Raw genomic sequence first — 18,495 nt, forward strand, 5'->3', positions numbered from 1 at the left:
CTTCAGCCTGATTCCGTTCCATTAATCCATTCACTTATTTGTTAAAGAAGATGATCGCACTTCACGGGGTGACCGTGGTTTTTCCGATGAACCGATTTGTTAAGGTGCTCAAGTGTCAGCAGCACAGCGAAAACCGATATTTCCGGTGGAGCTGTCCGGCGTATTTTGGCTGCGGGCAGCTGCACGGTAGCGATTGCAGTAGGATTTGTGGCATAAATACGAACCGCCGCGCATGACACGGCTCGTCCCCTTCGGCGGCCCGGCAGGGTTCGACCGCGGTCCGTTCATATGAAAGGTCGGGCTAAACCAGTCCGTGCACCACTCCCAAACATTGCCGGCCGTTTGATAAAGGCCGAATCCGTTCGGCTCATAGGACTTAACTGGCGCCGTGCCGATATAGCCGTCACTGGCATTGTTTTTTGTAGGGAATTTCCCTTGCCAAATATTGCACATATGTCTACCGCCGGGTTTGATCTCATCCCCCCAAGGATATCGTTTCTGACCGAGTCCTCCGCGGGCCGCAAACTCCCATTCAGCCTCTGTCGGCAGCCGTTTGCCCGCCCATCTGCAGTAAGCTTCTGCGTCATTCCAGGAAACATGGATAACCGGATGATCGAGCCTCTCTTCGATCCCCGAGCCGGGTCCTTCCGGCGCACGCCAGCTGGCGCTTTCGACTGCAAGCCACCATGGCGTTTGCACAGGGGAACCCAAGACCTTGACTTCGGCTTCGGCTACAAACGAATGAAAGACGTATGACCATCCGAATGTTTCCGCTTCCGTTACATACCCGGTGGCATCTGCAAACTTCCGGAACTCCATATTGGTTACCGCATATGGATCGATATAGAACGGAGTGATGGTGACGGCCCGCACCGGACCCTCTCCATCCGAAGGAAAGCCCTCATGATCATCAGTTCCCATCAGTAACTCCCCGCCCGGCAAATAAATCATATCCTGCTTGGCTGGTTGTGCAGAGGGGGCAGTGTGATTCGCTTCATTCGTTGTGTCCCGCTCCCCTGAAATGTACGTTAAGGAAGCCTGATTTCTGGAAACGGAGCAGCAGGAAGGCTTATTTGTTTCAGTCATATTCATCGCCTCACTATCGATAGGATGAAATTATATGTAAGCTTCCGGATGACTTTCCATCATTCCTGACATTCGCTATCGAGCACTTTCAGTTGTCCTCTCGGATGTTCTTGAACTGCCTCGATACGCGGAGGCAATTCCCCTGCCTCAACCATCCGGCGAATGAGCCGTTCTCTCATGACCCGTTTCACTGCCCGGTGCGCTTCACTTTCAATAAGGTTATTAAGCTCCCACGGATCGGCTTGCAAGTCATATAGGAATTCCTCGACATAAAGATCGCTGGAGCTATCCTTTATGGCATCCCGCTGCGGTGCGCTTACGCTGTATTTCCAGCGCTTAGTGCGAATGGCGCGGCCTACTTGCGACTCGCTGATTTGCACGAATACTTCGCTGGGCCAGTCTACTTCCTGCCGCTTTATGAGCGGTACTATGGAACGCCCCTGCATCCCCGCGGGTATCTCAAGTCCGGCTGCGTGCAGTAATGTCGGCGGCAGATCGATCAAGCTCACGAGCTCGCGGATGCGTCCCCCGCCTTGAAAGCCAGGGCCCCAAATAGCTGTCGGAATACGTATGGAGCTGTCATGGCAGGAGCGTTTGTACTCTTCATTGCGTGTTTTGAAATGGCATCCGTGGTCTGAGGTGAACAAAACGACGGTAGAGTCTGCCATATCCAGACTAATTAATGTATCCATTAGGCGCCCTAAGGCTTCGTCCAGTCGTTTGACCATTCCATAATAACCGGGCAGATGACGCTGCGATGTCCCTCCCAGCTCTGCCAAATCGGGCGGCGTCCAAGCGGATATGTAAGAATCCGCATGGCCATACGGTGCAGGATAATCGTCTCTTCGATTCTGATGATGCGGTTCCAAGAAAGAGAGAAACAAAAAGAACGGATCGTTCTGATGACCATTTACATAGCGGATTGCGGCATCCGTCAGCGCATCCACCCGATAGCCCGGAAGCTTCACCCGTTCATTATCGTTGTTATAAACCACCGTGTCATAAGTGTCGGACGTATGCTCGAGGGAATCGGACGCGAGCCAATATTGGTAGCCTCCCCGGAGCTTTTCCGGCACCGGCTCTGTCTTTGTGGATGCCAAATGCCACTTGCCGATATAACCGGTCTTATATCCGGCATCATGAAATTCATTAGCCAATGTACGGGCATGCTCCGGGAGTGGAATCCCGTTGCGGTAACAACCGGTCGTCGTTGCGTAAAGTCCGGTCTGCAGGCTAGCTCTCGCCGGCCCGCAGACCGGCTGGCATGTAAAAGTATTGAATAAATGAGTTCCTTCCGCAGCCCATCGGTCGAAATTGGGAGTAAGACCTGCCGGATTGCCATGCAAACCGGTCGTATCCCATCGCTGCTGATCCGTAAAAAACACAATGACATTCGTCTTTCGATTCCGCATTTGTCGTTGTTCCATCACTTAACACCATCCTTACGGTTTACCCGGATATTTGCAGATGGAACGGGAATGTCCCGCGACCTTTCCGCATTAAAAAGCCGGCTCCATAAGATCTCCAATTCAGGAGCCGGCCGTTTTCAAATGTCTATCGCTTTATCTTACTTTTTGTTTTGCGCGTAGGCTTCGCTCATTTCTTTCATGTAGTCATCGCCGCCGCTCTTTTTCCACAGCTCCATCTCAGCATTCCAGCCCGCTTCGTCGATTTTGCCGACAATAAATTTGGTACGGGCGTCATTCACGATTTGGTCGAGCTGCGCGCCTTTCATCGTATACGTCGGGCTGGTAAGCGGTTCGCCCGGGTTCGTAACGACGATCTTCTCGTTCGCTCTCTGCACTTCAAGCGACTTCGCCCGAAGCGGCGTAGCGGGCTTGAACATGTCCGGCGTCAGGTACGGGATGGAAGTCAGGATTTGGGTGATGCTCTTGTTGTTGATATCCGGCGTCATCGGGTCGGTTGAAAGGAGGAGCGGAACCAATTTGCCGTCTTCCAATTTGTAGTGAGTGCCTTCCATGCCCTGGCTGATTAGAGCCTGCGTTTCCTTGTCATTCGTCTTGTCAATGAAGGCAAGTACTTTACGCAGATCATCCTCCGTTTTCACAGCGGATTTGGAGATGAGGAACATGCCATTGTGACCGGCTGTCGGTAAATTGAAAAGGCCTTTAGGCCCGCTTACAGCGCCCATTACCTCCATAGCGCCATTCGGATTGCTCTGCTGCATCTGTTCGTCGATTTGATAGGAACGCTCGGTGACGTCGAGGATGACACCGGCCTGGTTGTTGATAACCGGATCATTCCATTTGGCCGAATCGTATACCGCAAAATCCTGGTTGACCAATTTCTCGTCGTACAGCTTCTTGAAGAACTTGAGCGCATCCATATATTCCGGCGTCAAATGGGTCGGAACAAGCTTGCCGCCTTCATCTCTCCACTTGTTCGGAGCACCGAACCACGTTTGCATCATATCCCACGGGCCGCCGAAACGGGTGACGACCATACCGTAAGTGTCGTCCTTGCCGTTCTTATCGGGATCGTTATCGGTAAACGCTTTCAGCATATCGTAAAACTCGTCAATCGTTGTCGGTTCCTTCATGCCAAGCACATCAAGCCAGTCTTTCCGGTACATGATGCCGTAGCGGCCGATCGGCCGGGACACGTAAATGCCGTAGTATTTGCCGTTGACCGATGTGTTTTCCAGCACGTTCGGGTTCGCTTGGCTTAGGTTCGGATAATCACTGAAATAAGGTCCGATTTCCCAGAAAGCCCCCCCATTGATGGCGTTCGCAATCGCGGAATCCTTCGCGTTGTTAGTGAATACGAGCGTCGGCAAGTTCCCGGAGGCAAGAGCGATATTCAGTTTATCTGTGTAGTTGGTATCGGGAGTAAACTGCAGATCCAGCTTCGTGTTCGTGTACTCTTCAATTTTCTTCCACACTTTACTTTCCGGCGTCGCCGAGTCATTGACGTAGCTTTTCAGCATAAAACTGATCGGAAAAGGTTTTTCTTTCGTCGCATCCGTCTTCGCCTCATCGGCATTGCCGGCCGGAGCCGGTGCCGTCGCATCGGGTTCATTCCCCGAGCTGCAACCCGCCAGCACTGTTAAGAGCAGAACTCCACCAATGACGCTGTTCATTATTCTTTTTCTGTTCCATCTCACTTCTTTTTCCTCCTTAAGAGTTTTTTTGCGATACTTCCTGAGAATACAGCCCTGCGAGCAAAAAACTCACTTCGGAAGCATACGCTTTGAGTTTTTTGCGATACTTCCTGAGAATATAGCCCTGCAAGCAAAAAACTCACTTCGGAAGCATACGCTTTGAATAAACCGTGTATGAATCTATCTGAAGCATACACCCGTCATCAGTGGACCTACGGATGCAGCAGCAGCACAGGCATTAAACAAATCTTGACCACATTATCCTTTGACAGCCCCTAATAAAACCCCTTTGGCAAAATGCTTTTGAAGGAACGGATAGACCATCAAAATCGGCAGCGTGCCTACGACGATGACGGCCATTTTGATCGACTGATCCGGCGGCTTCACATAAGTCGGGTCGTAAGTCCCCATTTCCAGGGAGCCCGTCGCGAGCAGTACGAGCTGTCGCAGCAGCACCTGCATCGGCCACTTATTGGCATCGGTTAAATAAATCAAAGCATTGAAGAAATCGTTCCAATGGGAAACGGCGTAGAACAGGGCGAAAGTCGCGATAACCGGCTTGGAAAGAGGCAAAACAATTCGCCACAGCACACCGATATCGTTGCAGCCGTCAATCCTTGCGGATTCGATCACCTCGCTGGGGAGTTCCTCAAAGAACGTCTTAACGACAATCAAGTTGAAAGCATTTATCGCAACCGGCAGCATAACGGCCCAATAGGAGTTAAGCAGCCCGAGGTTTTTCACGACGAGATAAGTCGGAATGATGCCGCCGCCGAACATCATCGTAAAGATGACCATTTTCGTAAAGAAGCCGCGGGCGGTAAGCTGCTTCCGCGATAACGCATATGCCATCGTAAGTGTGAAGAACAGATTCACTGCGGTCCCGCCTACGGTTATGAACACTGAGTTTAATAAGCTTGTAGGCAGCGTATTGTCTTTGAAGACGAATTTGTAAGCATTCAGTGATACATCCTGCGGAATCAGGAAGAACGCTCTTCTGCCGATCTCCGCATCGCTGGCAAACGAGCCGGCCACGATGTACATAATCGGAAGAACCATGGTAAGGGCGACCAGCGCCAGAAACAAATAATTGAAAATATCGAATGTTTTCTCGCTGAAAGTTTGATGACGCGTGAACACGGCTTTCCCTCCTCGATCAGAATATCCCGGAGTGTCCGGATCTTTTGGCCAAATAGTTGGATGAAAATACCAGAATAATGCCGATGATGGCTTTAAACAGCCCAACTGCGGAACTATAGCTGAATTGAGCCTGCAATATCCCGACTGTATATACATACGTATCGAACACTTCGGCTACAGGACGGTTCAGCGCATTGGTCATCAGCAGCACCTGCTCGAAGCCGCGGTCAAGGAAATTACCCATCCGCAAAATGAGCAGCACGATAATCGTCCCGCTAATGGCGGGAAGCGTAATGTGCCACAGCTGCCGGAACCGGTTCGCTCCGTCAACGAAAGCCGCCTCATATTGCTCCTGATCCACACCGGCAAGCGCAGCCAGGAAAATGATCGTCCCCCAGCCCATTTCCTTCCATACGCTTTGCGTGATGATAAGAGGCCTGAACCAGCTTTCGTCCGTCAAGAATGCTATTTTTTGCCCGAACAGCCTGAGCATAAGCTCGTTGATGACGCCGCCCTCAGTCGTCAGCAGCAAGTAGCTGATGCTGGCGACGATTACCATCGAAATAAAATGCGGGATATAAACAAGCGTTTGGATAAAGCGTTTATAAAATCCTACGCGGACCTCATTAAGCAGCAGAGCCAAGATAATCGGTGCCGGAAAGAAAAAAATCATATCATAAAGACCGAGCAGCAGCGTATTGCGTACTAACCGCAAAAATGCAGGATCCCCGAAAAAACGCTTAAAGTGTTCAAGCCCGACCCACTCACTTTGCAAGAAACCGGTGTATGGGGAATAGTTCTTGAAAGCCAGCAGCACCCCCCACATGGGAACATATTTAAACACGATAAAGTAAACCACTCCCGGAATAAGCAGGAGCATCAAATGCCTGTCCCGAAGCATCCGGGACAACAGCGTCGGCTTTCTTACGGCCGTTACGCCCCGAGCCGGCGCTGCAGCTTGTCCAGGATCTAACGCATTATTCATGTTCTCACTCCTCGCAGTGCTGTTATTCGATTCCTGAATATCTCATACTGGTACTGTATGCGAATGGGTAGTTTCCAACAATCAGACTTTTTTTCTCACGCCACATTCTGCCGGTTTTTCATTTTTTTCGTTCTAAGACAATTTTCCGCCTGCCTCAGGCGTCCCGTTCGCACTTTTTTCTCCTATAAGACATTATTGGCGCGCAAAAAAAAGAGGCTGCCCGGTAAGCAAATTCCCGCTTACGGTCACAGCCCCGCACCTTAAGTTTTCCTGTTTACAAGGCTCCCCGGCCTGCTCGGCGGCTTCTCTCCCGGTATTCGCTCGGTGTGGTCGATTCCAGCTTTTTGAACAGCCGATTGAAATAACTGTGCTGGTATCCAACGTTCACTGCGATATCATTGATTTTCTGATCCGTCTCGCGGAGCAGTTCTTTCGCCTTGTCCATCCGCAGCTCCGTCAAATAATCGATGAAGTTTTTGCCGATCACCTGCTTGAATGATTTGCTGAGCGAGACCGGACTCATGCCGACGTGTTCCGCGCAGCTGTCGAGTGAGATGTCTTCCATATAACGATTTTGCAAATAGACCACAGCGGACTGGGTAGCCTTCGTGACTTGCACGCCCGGACGTACTTCCAGCTCTTGTACAAACGGCTGCACGACTCTGATGTCGAACCAGTTCAGCATTTGCTGCGGTTCCCGGATTTGCGCCAATTGCTCGTACAAATTTTTGGATTTGAACACTCGGTTCGGATCCATACCAGCTTGCCGGATCGTATGCAGAATGCTGCCGAGCAATTGGAGCATGCATTGCTGAACGTCGATTTCCTTCGCTCCCCGTTCCAGCAGCGCATCCAGGAAAGCGGCAATAAAGCCTTGCGCTTCCTGCTGATGGCCTGTGCGGAGCATTTGGATAATTTCCCGTTCCAGGGCAAACGGATACCGCAGCTCATTCGTTTCACCCTCTTCAAGCGATTCTAAGTCGATGATCTGGTTCTCACTTACAAATTTCCGGTATACGAGCGCTTCCTTTACTTCTTCATAGTGGGGATGCAGCTGGACGATGGAGGTCGAAGGTTTGCCGATCGTGACCGAAACCCGCAATTTCAAAAGATGGCTGATCGCCTGTATGAGCTCGTTGCTGAGCGCTCTAAGCTCCGCTTGATACGGCCTGTCAGCGGGATGTAATATGAACAATCCAACCGACAAATCGTGAAAATTGATCATATTGGCCTGCTCGAAGCGGTTCTCTGCCAGCTCTGATATAATATTCGCGGCAGCGAAAGTGACCAAGCCTTCGTCGCCCGGGGAGAACCTCCCCTCCAAATTTTCGAAGCCGGTTAATTGAACATAGAGCACAAGAAATTGCCGTCCCTCGACATCCCAGCCGAAGCTTCTCATTCGTTCCAGCAATTCTTCTTCCGAATGCAAATAGAGAAAGCCTTGCACCAATTGCAGCAGGAAGCCTTCCTTCACATGCGGCAGCTGCTGCTCGAGCTTGTTTTGAAGAGCAAGACTTTCCCGCGTCAAATGCAGCCACTGTCTTTCAATGAAGTTGAATTCATCGTGATAATCGGCCGCACTTTTGGTGAACAAGCGATCAGCTCCAAGCAAGTGAATGAGCCGGTCGATCGGGGTGTAAATCTTCAAAGATGTAAGCCAGGACAGAAAGCCTACCAACAGCAGTGAGGCGCCGCTGACAAACAGAATCAGCTTGGAAATGAATACCATCGGCTTCAGAATCGCACTGACAGGCGAAGCCGACACATATATCCACTCGGTGCCTATGCGGGATAAGATCCCGAAAGAGACCGCATACGTATTTCCTTCCCATTCGTACAGAAAGGAGTCCGACTCGATTCCCCGCTGGAGCACTTCATACTTCAAACTGTGCCGGAAGGAGCTTTCCGCGCTCGTGCCGGTACTGGGTAACAACACATCTCCGTCCGTCTGCATGAAGAATGTATCTCCGACATTATAAGGCGTCAGCGTATTTAACAGACTTGACAGTTTGCCCGTATCGAGACGAATCATGAGTGCTCCAATTGATTCCGGCTCGGCGGCCGGTATTTTATGAACCAGAACCAGATCCTGCTTTGCCGCTTCGTCCGGGCTCTTCGGCCGCTGTTTCGTCCAGAAAAGGAGTGTCGCATAGGAGAGCAGTTGATTATAACTGTCAATCGCAGCTTTGTCGGTTAGAATGTCGTATTCCGGACTTAGCAGGTAAGGCGCGGAACCGTTCACAAACAGCTCCACCCGGCTTGCCAGCGGACTCGAGCCCTGCATCACCTTTAAGGTTGTGATGATATCTCTGGTTGTTTCGAACTCCCTTCCGAAATTCATCGTTTTTAAGTCGCTGTTGAATTTCGGGTCGAGAGCCCAGTGAGCAATTGACGATTCGAGATGAAAAAATTGCTCGTCGATATGAGCGACTCTTTGCTGAATCTGGTTCTTATGAAGCTGAAGCAGCTCGTTCTCCAAACGAACGCCGGCGAACCAATAAATAACAGCGCCTACGATAAGACCCGGAATACTGGAGATGACCAGAATCAAAAGCAGACTCTTGCGGAAAAACCCTCTCTTTATCAATCACTAATACACCCCTCTGTCGATTGTGAAACCTATATGATGAGAAGTGCAGTGTAAGCGGTTTCTATACTTATTATATCTCACTTGCCATACTGCTCCTACTTAATTTGTCAATATTATCCTAAATCCGTGATCAAGATTCGCGAGATGCCAAGCTCCTTCACGCTTCGCGGCTCTTACCCGCCATTCTTGGAGATTTGCGTAGATCTGCGTGCAGCATCAAAATAAGCGAGGAGTATCTAGAATGGAATCAACCTGAAGTTAAATTTAAAGAAGCTATCCATTTTGGATAGCTTCTTTTTTTCAGGATAATAATTGGCATTTACAGCGGATTTAACAAGGATTGCTCTTTATTAATTTAAGCGCGCTGTTATTTAGCTAGTACTTGTGAAAGAAAATTGTTGGTCCGTACCGCCATTGTCTGTCCATTGGATCGTATCGGCTCCATTAGCTGTCGAACCATCGGTAATATCAAGCACCTTGCGGCTTTTGACGTTCATGATTTTGAAGTAGCCGTTACCGGTGGTGATAATCCGAAACTGCTGGTTTAATCCGCCGTTATCCGTATATTGGATATTATTCGCCCCATCTGCGCTTGAGCCGCTGCTAATGTCCATTATTTTGCCGCTGTTCCGGTTTTTAATCTTGTAGTAACGGCCGCCAACATCGATGAACTGCCAATGCTGGCTCGTCCAGCCGCCATCCGTGTACTGCTCAATTTGAGCACCATCAAGCGTTGAGCCGTTTGTAACTCCGAGAAGCTTGGCACTGTTGCGATTACTGATCTTATAAAAGCTCGTCGTATTAACCGGTTGGTTATTCGAGCCGGAGATCGCTCCCGTCGCCGTATCGATCGTCAACTCGTCGTACCAGTTCATCGAAAGTGTTGTACTTGTAGGGAAGGTGAGCGGCAGCCACACATATTCTGACGTGTTGACCGCTCCCCCCCATGCTCCCGCCCAACGGTCGCCCATATATAGATAAGAAGTAGTCGAGGAGCCTTCTACAGGAATTACGTAAGCAGATTGCGAGTTATACGTATTGGAATTGCTGAAGTTTGTCGGATTTGTCCAAGTTCCTTCTATACTGGATGCAGTCGCATATTTGGCCTGGTTCGGAGCCCAGCCCGTAGCGCCGGATGTAATGAGGAAGTAGGTAGATCCACGCTTAAACATAGCTGGAGCCTCTCGATATTGTCCAACCCAAAGCGTATGCACAAGCGCATCGACACCGAGGAAATCAGATGTCAGACGATAAATGTTAAGGTCGGCATTCACCCGCGTAGACGAAATCAAGTAAGCTGTGCCATTGTCGTTATAGACTGTCATATCACGCGAATCGTAGTCGAGAGGACGGAAACTGCCGTGATAAGTATAAGGTCCTTCGATATTGCTTGAGGAGGCGACGGCAACGCGGGCTTCCCCATAGTCAACTCCATTTTCTTTATGCATCCAAAGTACGTACTTGCTCGTCGACGCATTATAAATGATTTTTGGACGTTCGATATTCGCTGTCGCGAGTTCGCCGCCCATAGCCTTAGTTATGATGTTGGCGCGCAGCTCCCAATTTTTTAAATCCGAAGATCGATATAGTGCTACCAGGTTTGTGCCGTCACGATTTTCACCAACCCAATAATAGTAGCTTCCGACCTTGATCATGCCGCCACCGTGAGCCTGAATCGGGTTACTGCTTGTATCCTTGAACTGGAATCCATTGTTACTGATCGTTACCGATGCTGCACTGGCTGGAACCGCCACGATGTTTAAACAAAGACCGAGAACAACCATTAACGTAAACACTAGCTTCGTTTTCTTCTTCATTTCTTAAACCTCCCATCATAATGGTGTTTTCTTGCGGCAAGCGTAGAGACACTGCCTAAAAAATAAAGCGCTTTCACCTCCTTGCAAAATCAGATTAAAGACTAGCCCTTCGATACAATTGTAACTGAAGACTATTCTTTAATTAGCCAATTATTTTTTCTATTGTAAAAATATTTTGACTTTTTCGATGATAGAAACATCTAAATAGGGCCGCTCATTCGTTCGTGGCGGCCCCGTTATGCGGCCTTAGAGAAGCATTCCTCCGGAAGCCTCAATCCGTTGCCCATTTATCCAGCCCATTTCAGACAGACATAAAGAAGCGACAATTCCTCCAATATCATCGGGTTCTCCTGCTCTGCCTAACACTGTCAGTGAACTGATATAATCTTTCATTCCTTGATTGTGTTTCAAAGCCCCCCCGCCGAAATCCGTAGCGATCGCTCCTGGGGCTACCGTATTGACCCGAATCCCTCTAGGTCCCAATTCCTTAGCCATATACTTCGTCAGAATTTCCACCGCCCCTTTCATTGCCGCATATGCACCGAAGCCTTCAATCGAAAACCTGGTCAATCCCGTTGAAACGTTGACAATCGCTCCACCATCGGCGAGAAGAGGAATTAATTTCTGGGTCAAAAAGAAAACGCCTTTAAAATGCACATTCATCAAACTGTCAAACTGTTCTTCGTTTGTGCTTGCAATCGGTGCATGCAAACCGAAGCCTGCATTGTTAACAAGAAAATCGAAATCATTTCGATCCCATTTTACCATTAACACTTCCGATATCTGTGACACAAAAGCATCGAATGAGGAAACAAGGCCGGCGTCAAGCTGCAAAGCATGAGCTATGCCGCCATTGCTTTCTATTGCCTTAACAACCGAATCCGCTTCGTCTTTTTGCGTGTGATAAGTGAGAATCACGTCAATTCCTTTTTCCGATAAAGCCAGAGCTGAATTTCTTCCAAGGCCGCGACTTCCGCCCGTTACCAATGCGATTTTTTTGGTGGTTTGCATCCTATAACTCTCCTTGTAAAACGGATTAACCGCTTGAAATTGAAAATTCAGAGGTTTAAAGTGAGATTAGCACTTCGAGATAACTCTAAGTCAATAGAAAGAGGTAAAACGATGAATTATACCATTAGTGATGTTGCCAGAATTTTCAATCTTTCGGTGCATACCTTGCGTTTTTATGATAAAGAAGGGCTTTTCCCATTTATTTCACGAAACAAATCCGGGAACAGGGTGTTCACTGCCTGGGATCTGGATTGGATCGCGTTGATTTGCTGCCTGAAAAATACCGGCATGCAAATCAAAGATATTAAGCAATATTGTGATTGGGCCAAGGAAGGCAGTATAACAGGAGAAATCCGAAAAGAATTGTTCAATAAGCATCGAACAACCGTATTAAAACAAATCGAGGATTTAAACAAAAATCTGGAACTCATTGATACGAAAATTGCTTTTTACGAAAATCCCGAGAATGACCAATTGATGGACCAGCTTGCCCGGAAAGTTGCAGGAGATAATATGTATCCTTTGACGCCGCAACCCCGATATCCTGATCACATATCTTAGAATGTCTTTGGACAAAAAAGCTGACTTCGGAGTGTCAACCGAAGTCAGCTTCTTTACTTATAAACTCGTGATACCACTTTCTAAGCTGATTAATTTGGGCCTGATGATAGCGGCTATGGTCAGCCATGTGCCATAGTCCCCAGCGTATGGTTGCTTGCTTTTCATTTTCATGTCCAAAGGTGACGACTTTATCCAGATCGGCATCTGTTAATTGTGTACATGCGTCCTTCAACATTTTTACTACACCTTCATATTCCGACATAAGTGTGTTCAAAGACTTCCCTTTGACCATCGGAAGCCTATTATTTGCATCTATCATGGGTCCATATTGCTCTATTAAAGAATGAGGAAGCGGTTGTCCTTTGATTCTATATACCCAATTAAGATCAACATACATGATATGTTTTATTAACTGAGCGGTGCTATTAAAGCTGTTGTTTGGACCCTTGTAATCTACTTCTTCCTGCGACATGCCATCAGTGATTAATTGCAGTCGTTGGCTGTTCTCTTCCACGGCGGAATATAATATTCCCACAATAGGTGACATATCTGCCTCACCCCGCAAATCATAAAGCATCCTAGCTCATCCTCCCTCGCTATATTATTGTTCACATTTAATATTAGTTTACATGATGTTTAATCCAATGATAATACTTCCCCCAATTAATAGCATACGCTGACTTGTCCCTCTGCCAGATCATAGTACGATTTGAGCCCGATTTGCACAGGAAAAAATTTACCTGTATACGAACGCGCATTCTCGTCATATAATAATCACGAACTAACGTTCGTATTGAAGGGGTGAACAGAATGGAGCGGACGATTTTTCTCGTTGACGGTCAATCGTTTTACGCTTCTGTTGAAAAAGCGGGGCGGCCGGACCTGCGCGATAAGCCGATAGCCGTCGGCGACCCGGAAAGAAAGGGCGGTATCATTCTTGCCGCCTGTCCAATCGCGAAGGCTAACGGTGTTACTACGGCCTCACGTGTAGGGGAGGCGCTCGATAAGTGTCCGGATCTTATCGTCGTGCGTCCGCGCATGCAAACGTATATAAGCATTTCGCTGTTTATCTCTGAAATCTTCGCGTCATTTACTGACCAGGTCGAGCCATATTCGATCGATGAGCAGTTTCTCGATGTAACCGGCTCCGTTAAATACTTCGGTTCACCTCGCGAAATCGCGCGACAGATACAAGAGCGTGTATTAATCTCGACAGGCGTATGGTCGCGCGTTGGGATTGGACCGACGAAGATATTAGCGAAAATGGCGACGGACAACTTCGCCAAAAAGCGGCCCGACGGCATTTTCGAGCTTAATCAGGACAATATCGAGGCGGTGCTTTGGCCGCTGCCCGTACACCAAATGTTTATGGTCGCCAGCCGGATGACCAATCATTTTTTGCGGATGGGCCTCAGCACAATCGGAGACATCGCGCGGCTTGATTTCGGTGATTTCAAAGCGAAGATGCGGCGGCGGATGGGGCGTCAGAGCGATATACAAGCGGGCTACTACTGGCAGACTGCACGCGGTATCGATCCTTCGCCTGTCGTAACCGGTATTCGGTCTCAGATAAAAAATATCAGTCATGGAAAAACGTTGCGATGGCGGTTATATACAAAGCTTAAGGATATTGAAGTCGTGTTATTAGAACTCGTCGTTGAAGTTTGTCAGCGTGCGCGCGGCTACGGTTATCAAGGCCGAGTCGTATCGGTTGGCGCTGGGGAAACGGACGGGGAACGGTCGGCGGGATTCAGCCGACAAATGACGCTGCATCAACCGACATCCTTAACGCACGAAGTCGCGGCGGCCGCGCTTAAACTCTTCACGAAGCATTGGAGCGGAATGCCGATCAGCCATCTTAGCGTCACCTTGTCTCAGCTATCGGAGGATAACGTCATTCAGTTGACTCTATTCGAAGACCGGTCCCGCGTGTATCGCAAAGAAAGCGCGATAGACGAGATTAAACGAAGGTTCGGAACCAATGCTGTTATGCGAGCTTCATCCTTGCTGGAGGCGGGAGTAGCGCGAGAGAGAGCGGAGCAAATTGGAGGCCACTTTAAATGAGCAAATTGGACGGGAATGAACGCTGGAAGACGAAAATGCTGCTGACGGAGCATGCGGAACAGTACAATTCGAAGCCTGATACTGCTCGGAAAGTTATGACGACTGAGGAACGTATTATGGTACGTGACTATATCCTTCTGCCGCATATGGAGAAGATGATTCAACGCAGCATCTCCGACGTTGAAAATTCGAACAACATTTTAAAACGTCTTTATTTCGCTGCCGGGAGCAAAGTATTGTTGATGATTTCGGAGGATTTTTATAAGCTGCGCGGCGAGCTGAGGAAAAGAAATATCCGAGTGGTGGCCGATGAACAGGAGGAGATGGTTGTTTATCATCGCTGCTTCTGCCGCGGTTACGAGGAGAAATTCGGGATGACCCGGGATGTTATGCGCTCGGAAATCAGCGTCCAGCTGACGAAGTATATCGCGGAGCTGCTTGCGCGGTTGAAGGCAAAGGAGATGAAGTGACCCGTGACAATTATTTCGAATTCCCTCCACTCCGCAATTTCACCATAAACATGGTACTTAACTGAACAAAAATTGGGAGCAAGTTATTTTATGAGCGCGCGCTTGTAATGCGTTATCCTACCCGTTAACGAACGAAGGCTGCCGACAATTTCAGCGGCAGCTTCGTATTATATAAGCTCTTGTCTTCCGACCGTTTCGGAAACAGAACCATTTCTCTATACATATTCGATCATCCCTTTTTCCTTTAGCATATCGACGATCTCCTTGACAGACTGTGCTTTATATTTGGGACAGATCAATAATGCATCCCCTGTGTCCGCGATGATTAAACCGTCTATGCCTATTGTTGTAATCAGTCTGCCGTTTCCATATATGATCGAATTTCGCGTATCGATGCCCATGTAATTCGCTTTTACAATATTACCTGACTCATCCGGAGGGAAAATCGCTCCAAGAGCATCCCAGCTGCCGATATCATTCCAGCCAAAATTACCAGGCAGGACAACGACTTCATCGCAGCGTTCAAGTATCCCGTAGTCAATAGAAATATATTGCAGCATCGGATAAATCTTATTTATCATATCCTCTTCCGATTCGGTTCCCAGGTGATCTCTGAGCGGAAGCATCGTTTTATAAAGTCTGGGCAGATAACGTTTGAAGTTTTCGATGATGACAGACGTTTTCCAAATAAATATACCGCTGTTCCACAAATAATGTCCGGAGGATAAATAAGCTTGCGCTTTTTGAAAATTTGGTTTTTCTACAAACTCATCTACTTCATAGATGGGACAAGGACTTGTCGTATATGGCACATTATCATAGGAAATATATCCATAGCCTGTAGAAGGAAACGTCGGTTTGATTCCGATGGTTACGATCTTGTCTGTATCCATTGCCGCCGTACAGGCTTCGTTCAGCGTTTGCCGGAATTGGTTCTCATCGGTAATGTAATGATCGGATGGCAGTACAACCATCAAGGAATCGCCGTGTAATTTTTCAATAAAGAAGGCCGCAAAAAGAATGCTTGCAGCGGTGTTTCGAGCTACGGGTTCGATCAATATGTTACCTTTCAAGACACTTCTGTGCATGATACTCTCAAGCAATGCGGCTTGCGACCGATTCGTAACGATTACCGTATTTTCTTGAGGGATGATCCCTTTGAACCTCTCGATGGTATCATTTAACATAATATCGTTACCGCTAATATTAAGAAGCTGCTTCGGTGTTTCCTCTCTGGATAGCGGCCAGAACCGAGTACCGCCCCCGCCTGCAAGTATAGTTGCGAATTTATTCATGATGCATGACCAGTCGGGCAATAGAGTAAGAAATTATACTCTCCGAGCCTTGGTTCAGGTTCAAGCCTGTCGAATGAATGCCATCATAGCAGCCGCCGGTTTGCGGATCTATCAAAGAGAGATTCAACGAATTATGGCCTAAATACCATTCGTAACACAGAGCTGCCCGTTTCAGATAGGTGGGATCTTCGAGTACGGTATAAGCCTCCTTACAGGCCAGCAGCATTTCGCATGCTTCTATGGGCTGCTCATCATAAAGCGCGGCGTCGCCACCGCGAAGCTGCCAGCCATGACTGCCGATAGGCTTGAAATAACCTTCCGGGGAAAAGGTCTTCGATATCAGAAAATCAAGGCTTTCCTTTGCGGCCTTCTTCAGTTCGTCTCTGCCTGAAATACGGGCGGCTTTGAATAACGCCCAAGGAAGCATTGCATTGCCGTAGGTCAAGCTGTCCTCAAACCAATTCCAGCCGCCGCTTTTATTCCGAATATATTGGTTTTGCAAACGTGAAGCCATATGATCTATTAAGCTCGAGATGGTGTTCCGCGGCAGAAATTCCGCCGATTCCTTACTGCTTTCAATATGTGGATACGGAAACGAGTAGGCTAACGCATGTGGGGTTTCCAGCAGGAAGCTCAGCCCTACAATTGCATAGGCTTGTGCTCGCGGAGAGCCCAGCGCTTGTACCTGCGGAATTGCCTGATTAATCATGTAGCGGCAGGTGTTTTGTAAGTTGTCCGGTACGATAGAATGAGAGAGCGTAAAGCCGAGTGCCCAAAGGGTGCGTCCTTGACAATCTTCGGAGCCTCTATCTTCTAAAAAAAGACGGTTATAATCCATGAAATTTCTAAAGCTTCCATCCGGATTCTGAGAGTGATAGATGAACGAAGTGTAAGTTTGTATAAGGCCCAGCGCTTGTGAATTTCTACCGGTGCTGTACATTAGCACAGCGGCAATTAATGCCCGTGCATTATCGTCTGTCGTATATCCTCTCGTACGATCGGGAACACCGAATTTAGTATGCTGAAAGATTCCTGTATCATCTGTAAGCCTGTGCATATAATCGGTCTGTAAGTGAGCAATGGTTTGCACCTTCATTAAATCACACTCCTCTTCGATAAATGATCTATGCTTTCATGAAAGACAGCTGCATACCGTTTGGCGATTTCGCCCCACATCATTGTTTGCCCAAGGGCGAGTGTTCGAGCTTCCATTTCCTTGACCAGTGACGGGTTCCCAAGCAGCTTAAGTATGCATGCTTCCAAAGAGGAAGAGTTACGGAAATCCGCAAGCAAGCCTCTGCCGCCTGCGAGCATTTCCTCTGCATAACGGTAAGGAGTCGAAACAATGACTCTTCCATAACCGATACCGTAAGCCAAGGTTCCGCTAACCGCTTGATCCTTTCCCAAATAAGGGGTCATGTAAATGTCGGACATAACAAGGGATTCAATTACTTCTTCCTGAGATAACAGTTTATCGACAAATAGAATGTTATCAGCCAAACCGAATTTTCTTATAAGTTCCGTCAGCTTCTGTCTATACACTTCACCTGTTTCCCGTTTGACTACGGGATGTGTCTTTCCCCATATGATATATAGTGAGTCCGGGTGCTGTTCTACAACTCCCCGCATTGCCTCTATGCCGTATTCAATTCCTTTACCCGGACTTAAAAAACCGAAGGTTGAAAGGATCCTCCGGTCTGCAAATCCATATTCTTCTTTAAGCTTTGTTCTTGACTTCGTTCTAACAAATGGTACGCCATGATGAATGAACGTGATTTTGTTTATATCTATTCCATAAATTGAATTCAGGTCTATTACGGTAGACTGACTCATTGTTACGACTTTAACGCTTAATTCTGCAATCCGGTTCATTATATGGCGCTGTTTAGGGCTGGGCTTTGTTAATACGGTGTGAAAGATGACAACATACGGGATTTTCAATCTCTCGACAAAGGGAATAAGAAATTCGCCGCTTTCACCACCATAAATCCCGAATTCATGCTGGATAACGAGGAGGTTAACGCTTGAGAGATTCAGATGATCGGCAGCATCCAAATAATCCGACAACCTCTGTTGATCGATTTGCATCACAACTTGCTCCTGATAGTTGTACGACTCCTTGTTGTTTACCGCAATAATGCGAGGTATGTTAAAGCCTTGTTTCTGAGCGAATTGATCCAATAAGTCTTGTGTGAATGTGGCAATGCCACATTCTCTTGGCAGGCTGGTTCCTAAAAAGACGATATTCCGATTACTGCTGGTATTCTTCAAGTTAGTACCTCCCATTAACGTTTCATATTATTTGGGAATAAAAAAAGAAAATAAAGAGACCTTTATTTTCTGAAATAAATCAAC

15 protein-coding genes are annotated in these 18,495 nt (G+C 47.9%); 3 read left to right on the forward strand and 12 right to left on the reverse strand.

What is annotated here, in order from left to right; genetic code table 11:
* Positions 1 to 108: 108 nt before the first annotated feature.
* The 8 genes from KZ483_RS20595 to KZ483_RS20630 all read right to left on the reverse strand — a co-directional run bounded on the left by KZ483_RS20595 (position 109) and on the right by KZ483_RS20630 (position 11,750).
* On the reverse strand, positions 109 to 1,086 hold the full coding sequence (locus KZ483_RS20595; protein ID WP_397376123.1) for a formylglycine-generating enzyme family protein: 978 nt from the start codon (positions 1,084 to 1,086) through the stop codon (positions 109 to 111).
* A 59-nt stretch (positions 1,087 to 1,145) separates the two neighbouring features.
* Complete coding sequence (locus KZ483_RS20600; RefSeq protein ID WP_258881349.1) at positions 1,146 to 2,513, reverse strand: sulfatase family protein; 1,368 nt, start codon at positions 2,511 to 2,513, stop codon at positions 1,146 to 1,148.
* Between the two features lie 140 nt (positions 2,514 to 2,653).
* Positions 2,654 to 4,210, reverse strand: a complete 1,557-nt coding sequence (locus KZ483_RS20605; protein WP_258881350.1) for an extracellular solute-binding protein — start codon at positions 4,208 to 4,210, stop codon at positions 2,654 to 2,656.
* 255 nt (positions 4,211 to 4,465) lie between these two features.
* A complete protein-coding gene (locus KZ483_RS20610) occupies positions 4,466 to 5,347 on the reverse strand; it encodes a carbohydrate ABC transporter permease (protein WP_258881351.1) in 882 nt (293 codons plus the stop codon).
* Between the two features lie 16 nt (positions 5,348 to 5,363).
* Entirely contained in the window at positions 5,364 to 6,332 is a 969-nt protein-coding gene (locus KZ483_RS20615; RefSeq protein ID WP_220349423.1) for an ABC transporter permease, read from the reverse strand.
* Positions 6,333 to 6,606: 274 nt separating this feature from the next.
* Positions 6,607 to 8,919 (reverse strand): helix-turn-helix domain-containing protein, encoded by a 2,313-nt coding sequence (locus KZ483_RS20620; RefSeq protein ID WP_258881352.1) that lies wholly within the window; start codon positions 8,917 to 8,919, stop codon positions 6,607 to 6,609.
* Positions 8,920 to 9,293: 374 nt separating this feature from the next.
* Positions 9,294 to 10,739 (reverse strand): RICIN domain-containing protein, encoded by a 1,446-nt coding sequence (locus KZ483_RS20625; RefSeq protein WP_220349424.1) that lies wholly within the window; start codon positions 10,737 to 10,739, stop codon positions 9,294 to 9,296.
* A 246-nt stretch (positions 10,740 to 10,985) separates the two neighbouring features.
* Positions 10,986 to 11,750: an SDR family oxidoreductase gene (locus KZ483_RS20630; RefSeq protein ID WP_220349425.1), complete on the reverse strand. Its 765-nt coding sequence runs from the start codon at positions 11,748 to 11,750 to the stop codon at positions 10,986 to 10,988.
* A 111-nt stretch (positions 11,751 to 11,861) separates the two neighbouring features.
* Here KZ483_RS20630 and KZ483_RS20635 point away from each other — a divergent pair, with 111 nt between their 5' ends.
* Entirely contained in the window at positions 11,862 to 12,311 is a 450-nt protein-coding gene (locus KZ483_RS20635) for a MerR family transcriptional regulator (RefSeq protein WP_220349426.1), read from the forward strand.
* Positions 12,312 to 12,345: 34 nt separating this feature from the next.
* Here the strand turns inward: KZ483_RS20635 and KZ483_RS20640 are convergent, their stop codons facing one another.
* Complete coding sequence (locus KZ483_RS20640; RefSeq protein ID WP_220349427.1) at positions 12,346 to 12,888, reverse strand: DinB family protein; 543 nt, start codon at positions 12,886 to 12,888, stop codon at positions 12,346 to 12,348.
* Positions 12,889 to 13,121: 233 nt separating this feature from the next.
* On the opposite strand from KZ483_RS20640, the gene KZ483_RS20645 reads away from it, so the two are divergent.
* Positions 13,122 to 14,375, forward strand: coding sequence for a DNA polymerase IV (locus tag KZ483_RS20645; protein WP_220349428.1), 1,254 nt, complete (start codon positions 13,122 to 13,124; stop codon positions 14,373 to 14,375).
* Positions 14,372 to 14,845, forward strand: coding sequence for a YhjD family protein (locus KZ483_RS20650; RefSeq protein ID WP_220349429.1), 474 nt, complete (start codon positions 14,372 to 14,374; stop codon positions 14,843 to 14,845). The genes KZ483_RS20645 and KZ483_RS20650 overlap by 4 nt, the downstream gene beginning before the upstream one ends.
* 215 nt (positions 14,846 to 15,060) lie before the next feature.
* Here the strand turns inward: KZ483_RS20650 and KZ483_RS20655 are convergent, their stop codons facing one another.
* Genes KZ483_RS20655 through KZ483_RS20665 form a run of 3 tightly spaced genes read right to left on the reverse strand, consistent with a single transcriptional unit; the run spans position 15,061 to position 18,411 of the window.
* Positions 15,061 to 16,140 carry a mannose-1-phosphate guanylyltransferase gene (locus KZ483_RS20655; RefSeq protein WP_220349430.1) on the reverse strand — a complete coding sequence of 360 codons (1,080 nt, stop codon included), beginning with the start codon at positions 16,138 to 16,140 and terminating at the stop codon, positions 15,061 to 15,063.
* Positions 16,133 to 17,236: a glycosyltransferase gene (locus tag KZ483_RS20660; RefSeq protein ID WP_220349431.1), complete on the reverse strand. Its 1,104-nt coding sequence runs from the start codon at positions 17,234 to 17,236 to the stop codon at positions 16,133 to 16,135. Before KZ483_RS20660 ends, KZ483_RS20655 begins: the two co-directional genes overlap by 8 nt.
* Positions 17,236 to 18,411 carry a glycosyltransferase family 4 protein gene (locus KZ483_RS20665; RefSeq protein ID WP_258881353.1) on the reverse strand — a complete coding sequence of 392 codons (1,176 nt, stop codon included), beginning with the start codon at positions 18,409 to 18,411 and terminating at the stop codon, positions 17,236 to 17,238. Before KZ483_RS20665 ends, KZ483_RS20660 begins: the two co-directional genes overlap by 1 nt.
* Positions 18,412 to 18,495 lie beyond the last annotated feature (84 nt).

The organism is Paenibacillus sp. sptzw28, assembly GCF_019550795.1.
Classification (GTDB): Bacteria; Bacillota; Bacilli; order Paenibacillales; family Paenibacillaceae; genus Paenibacillus_Z.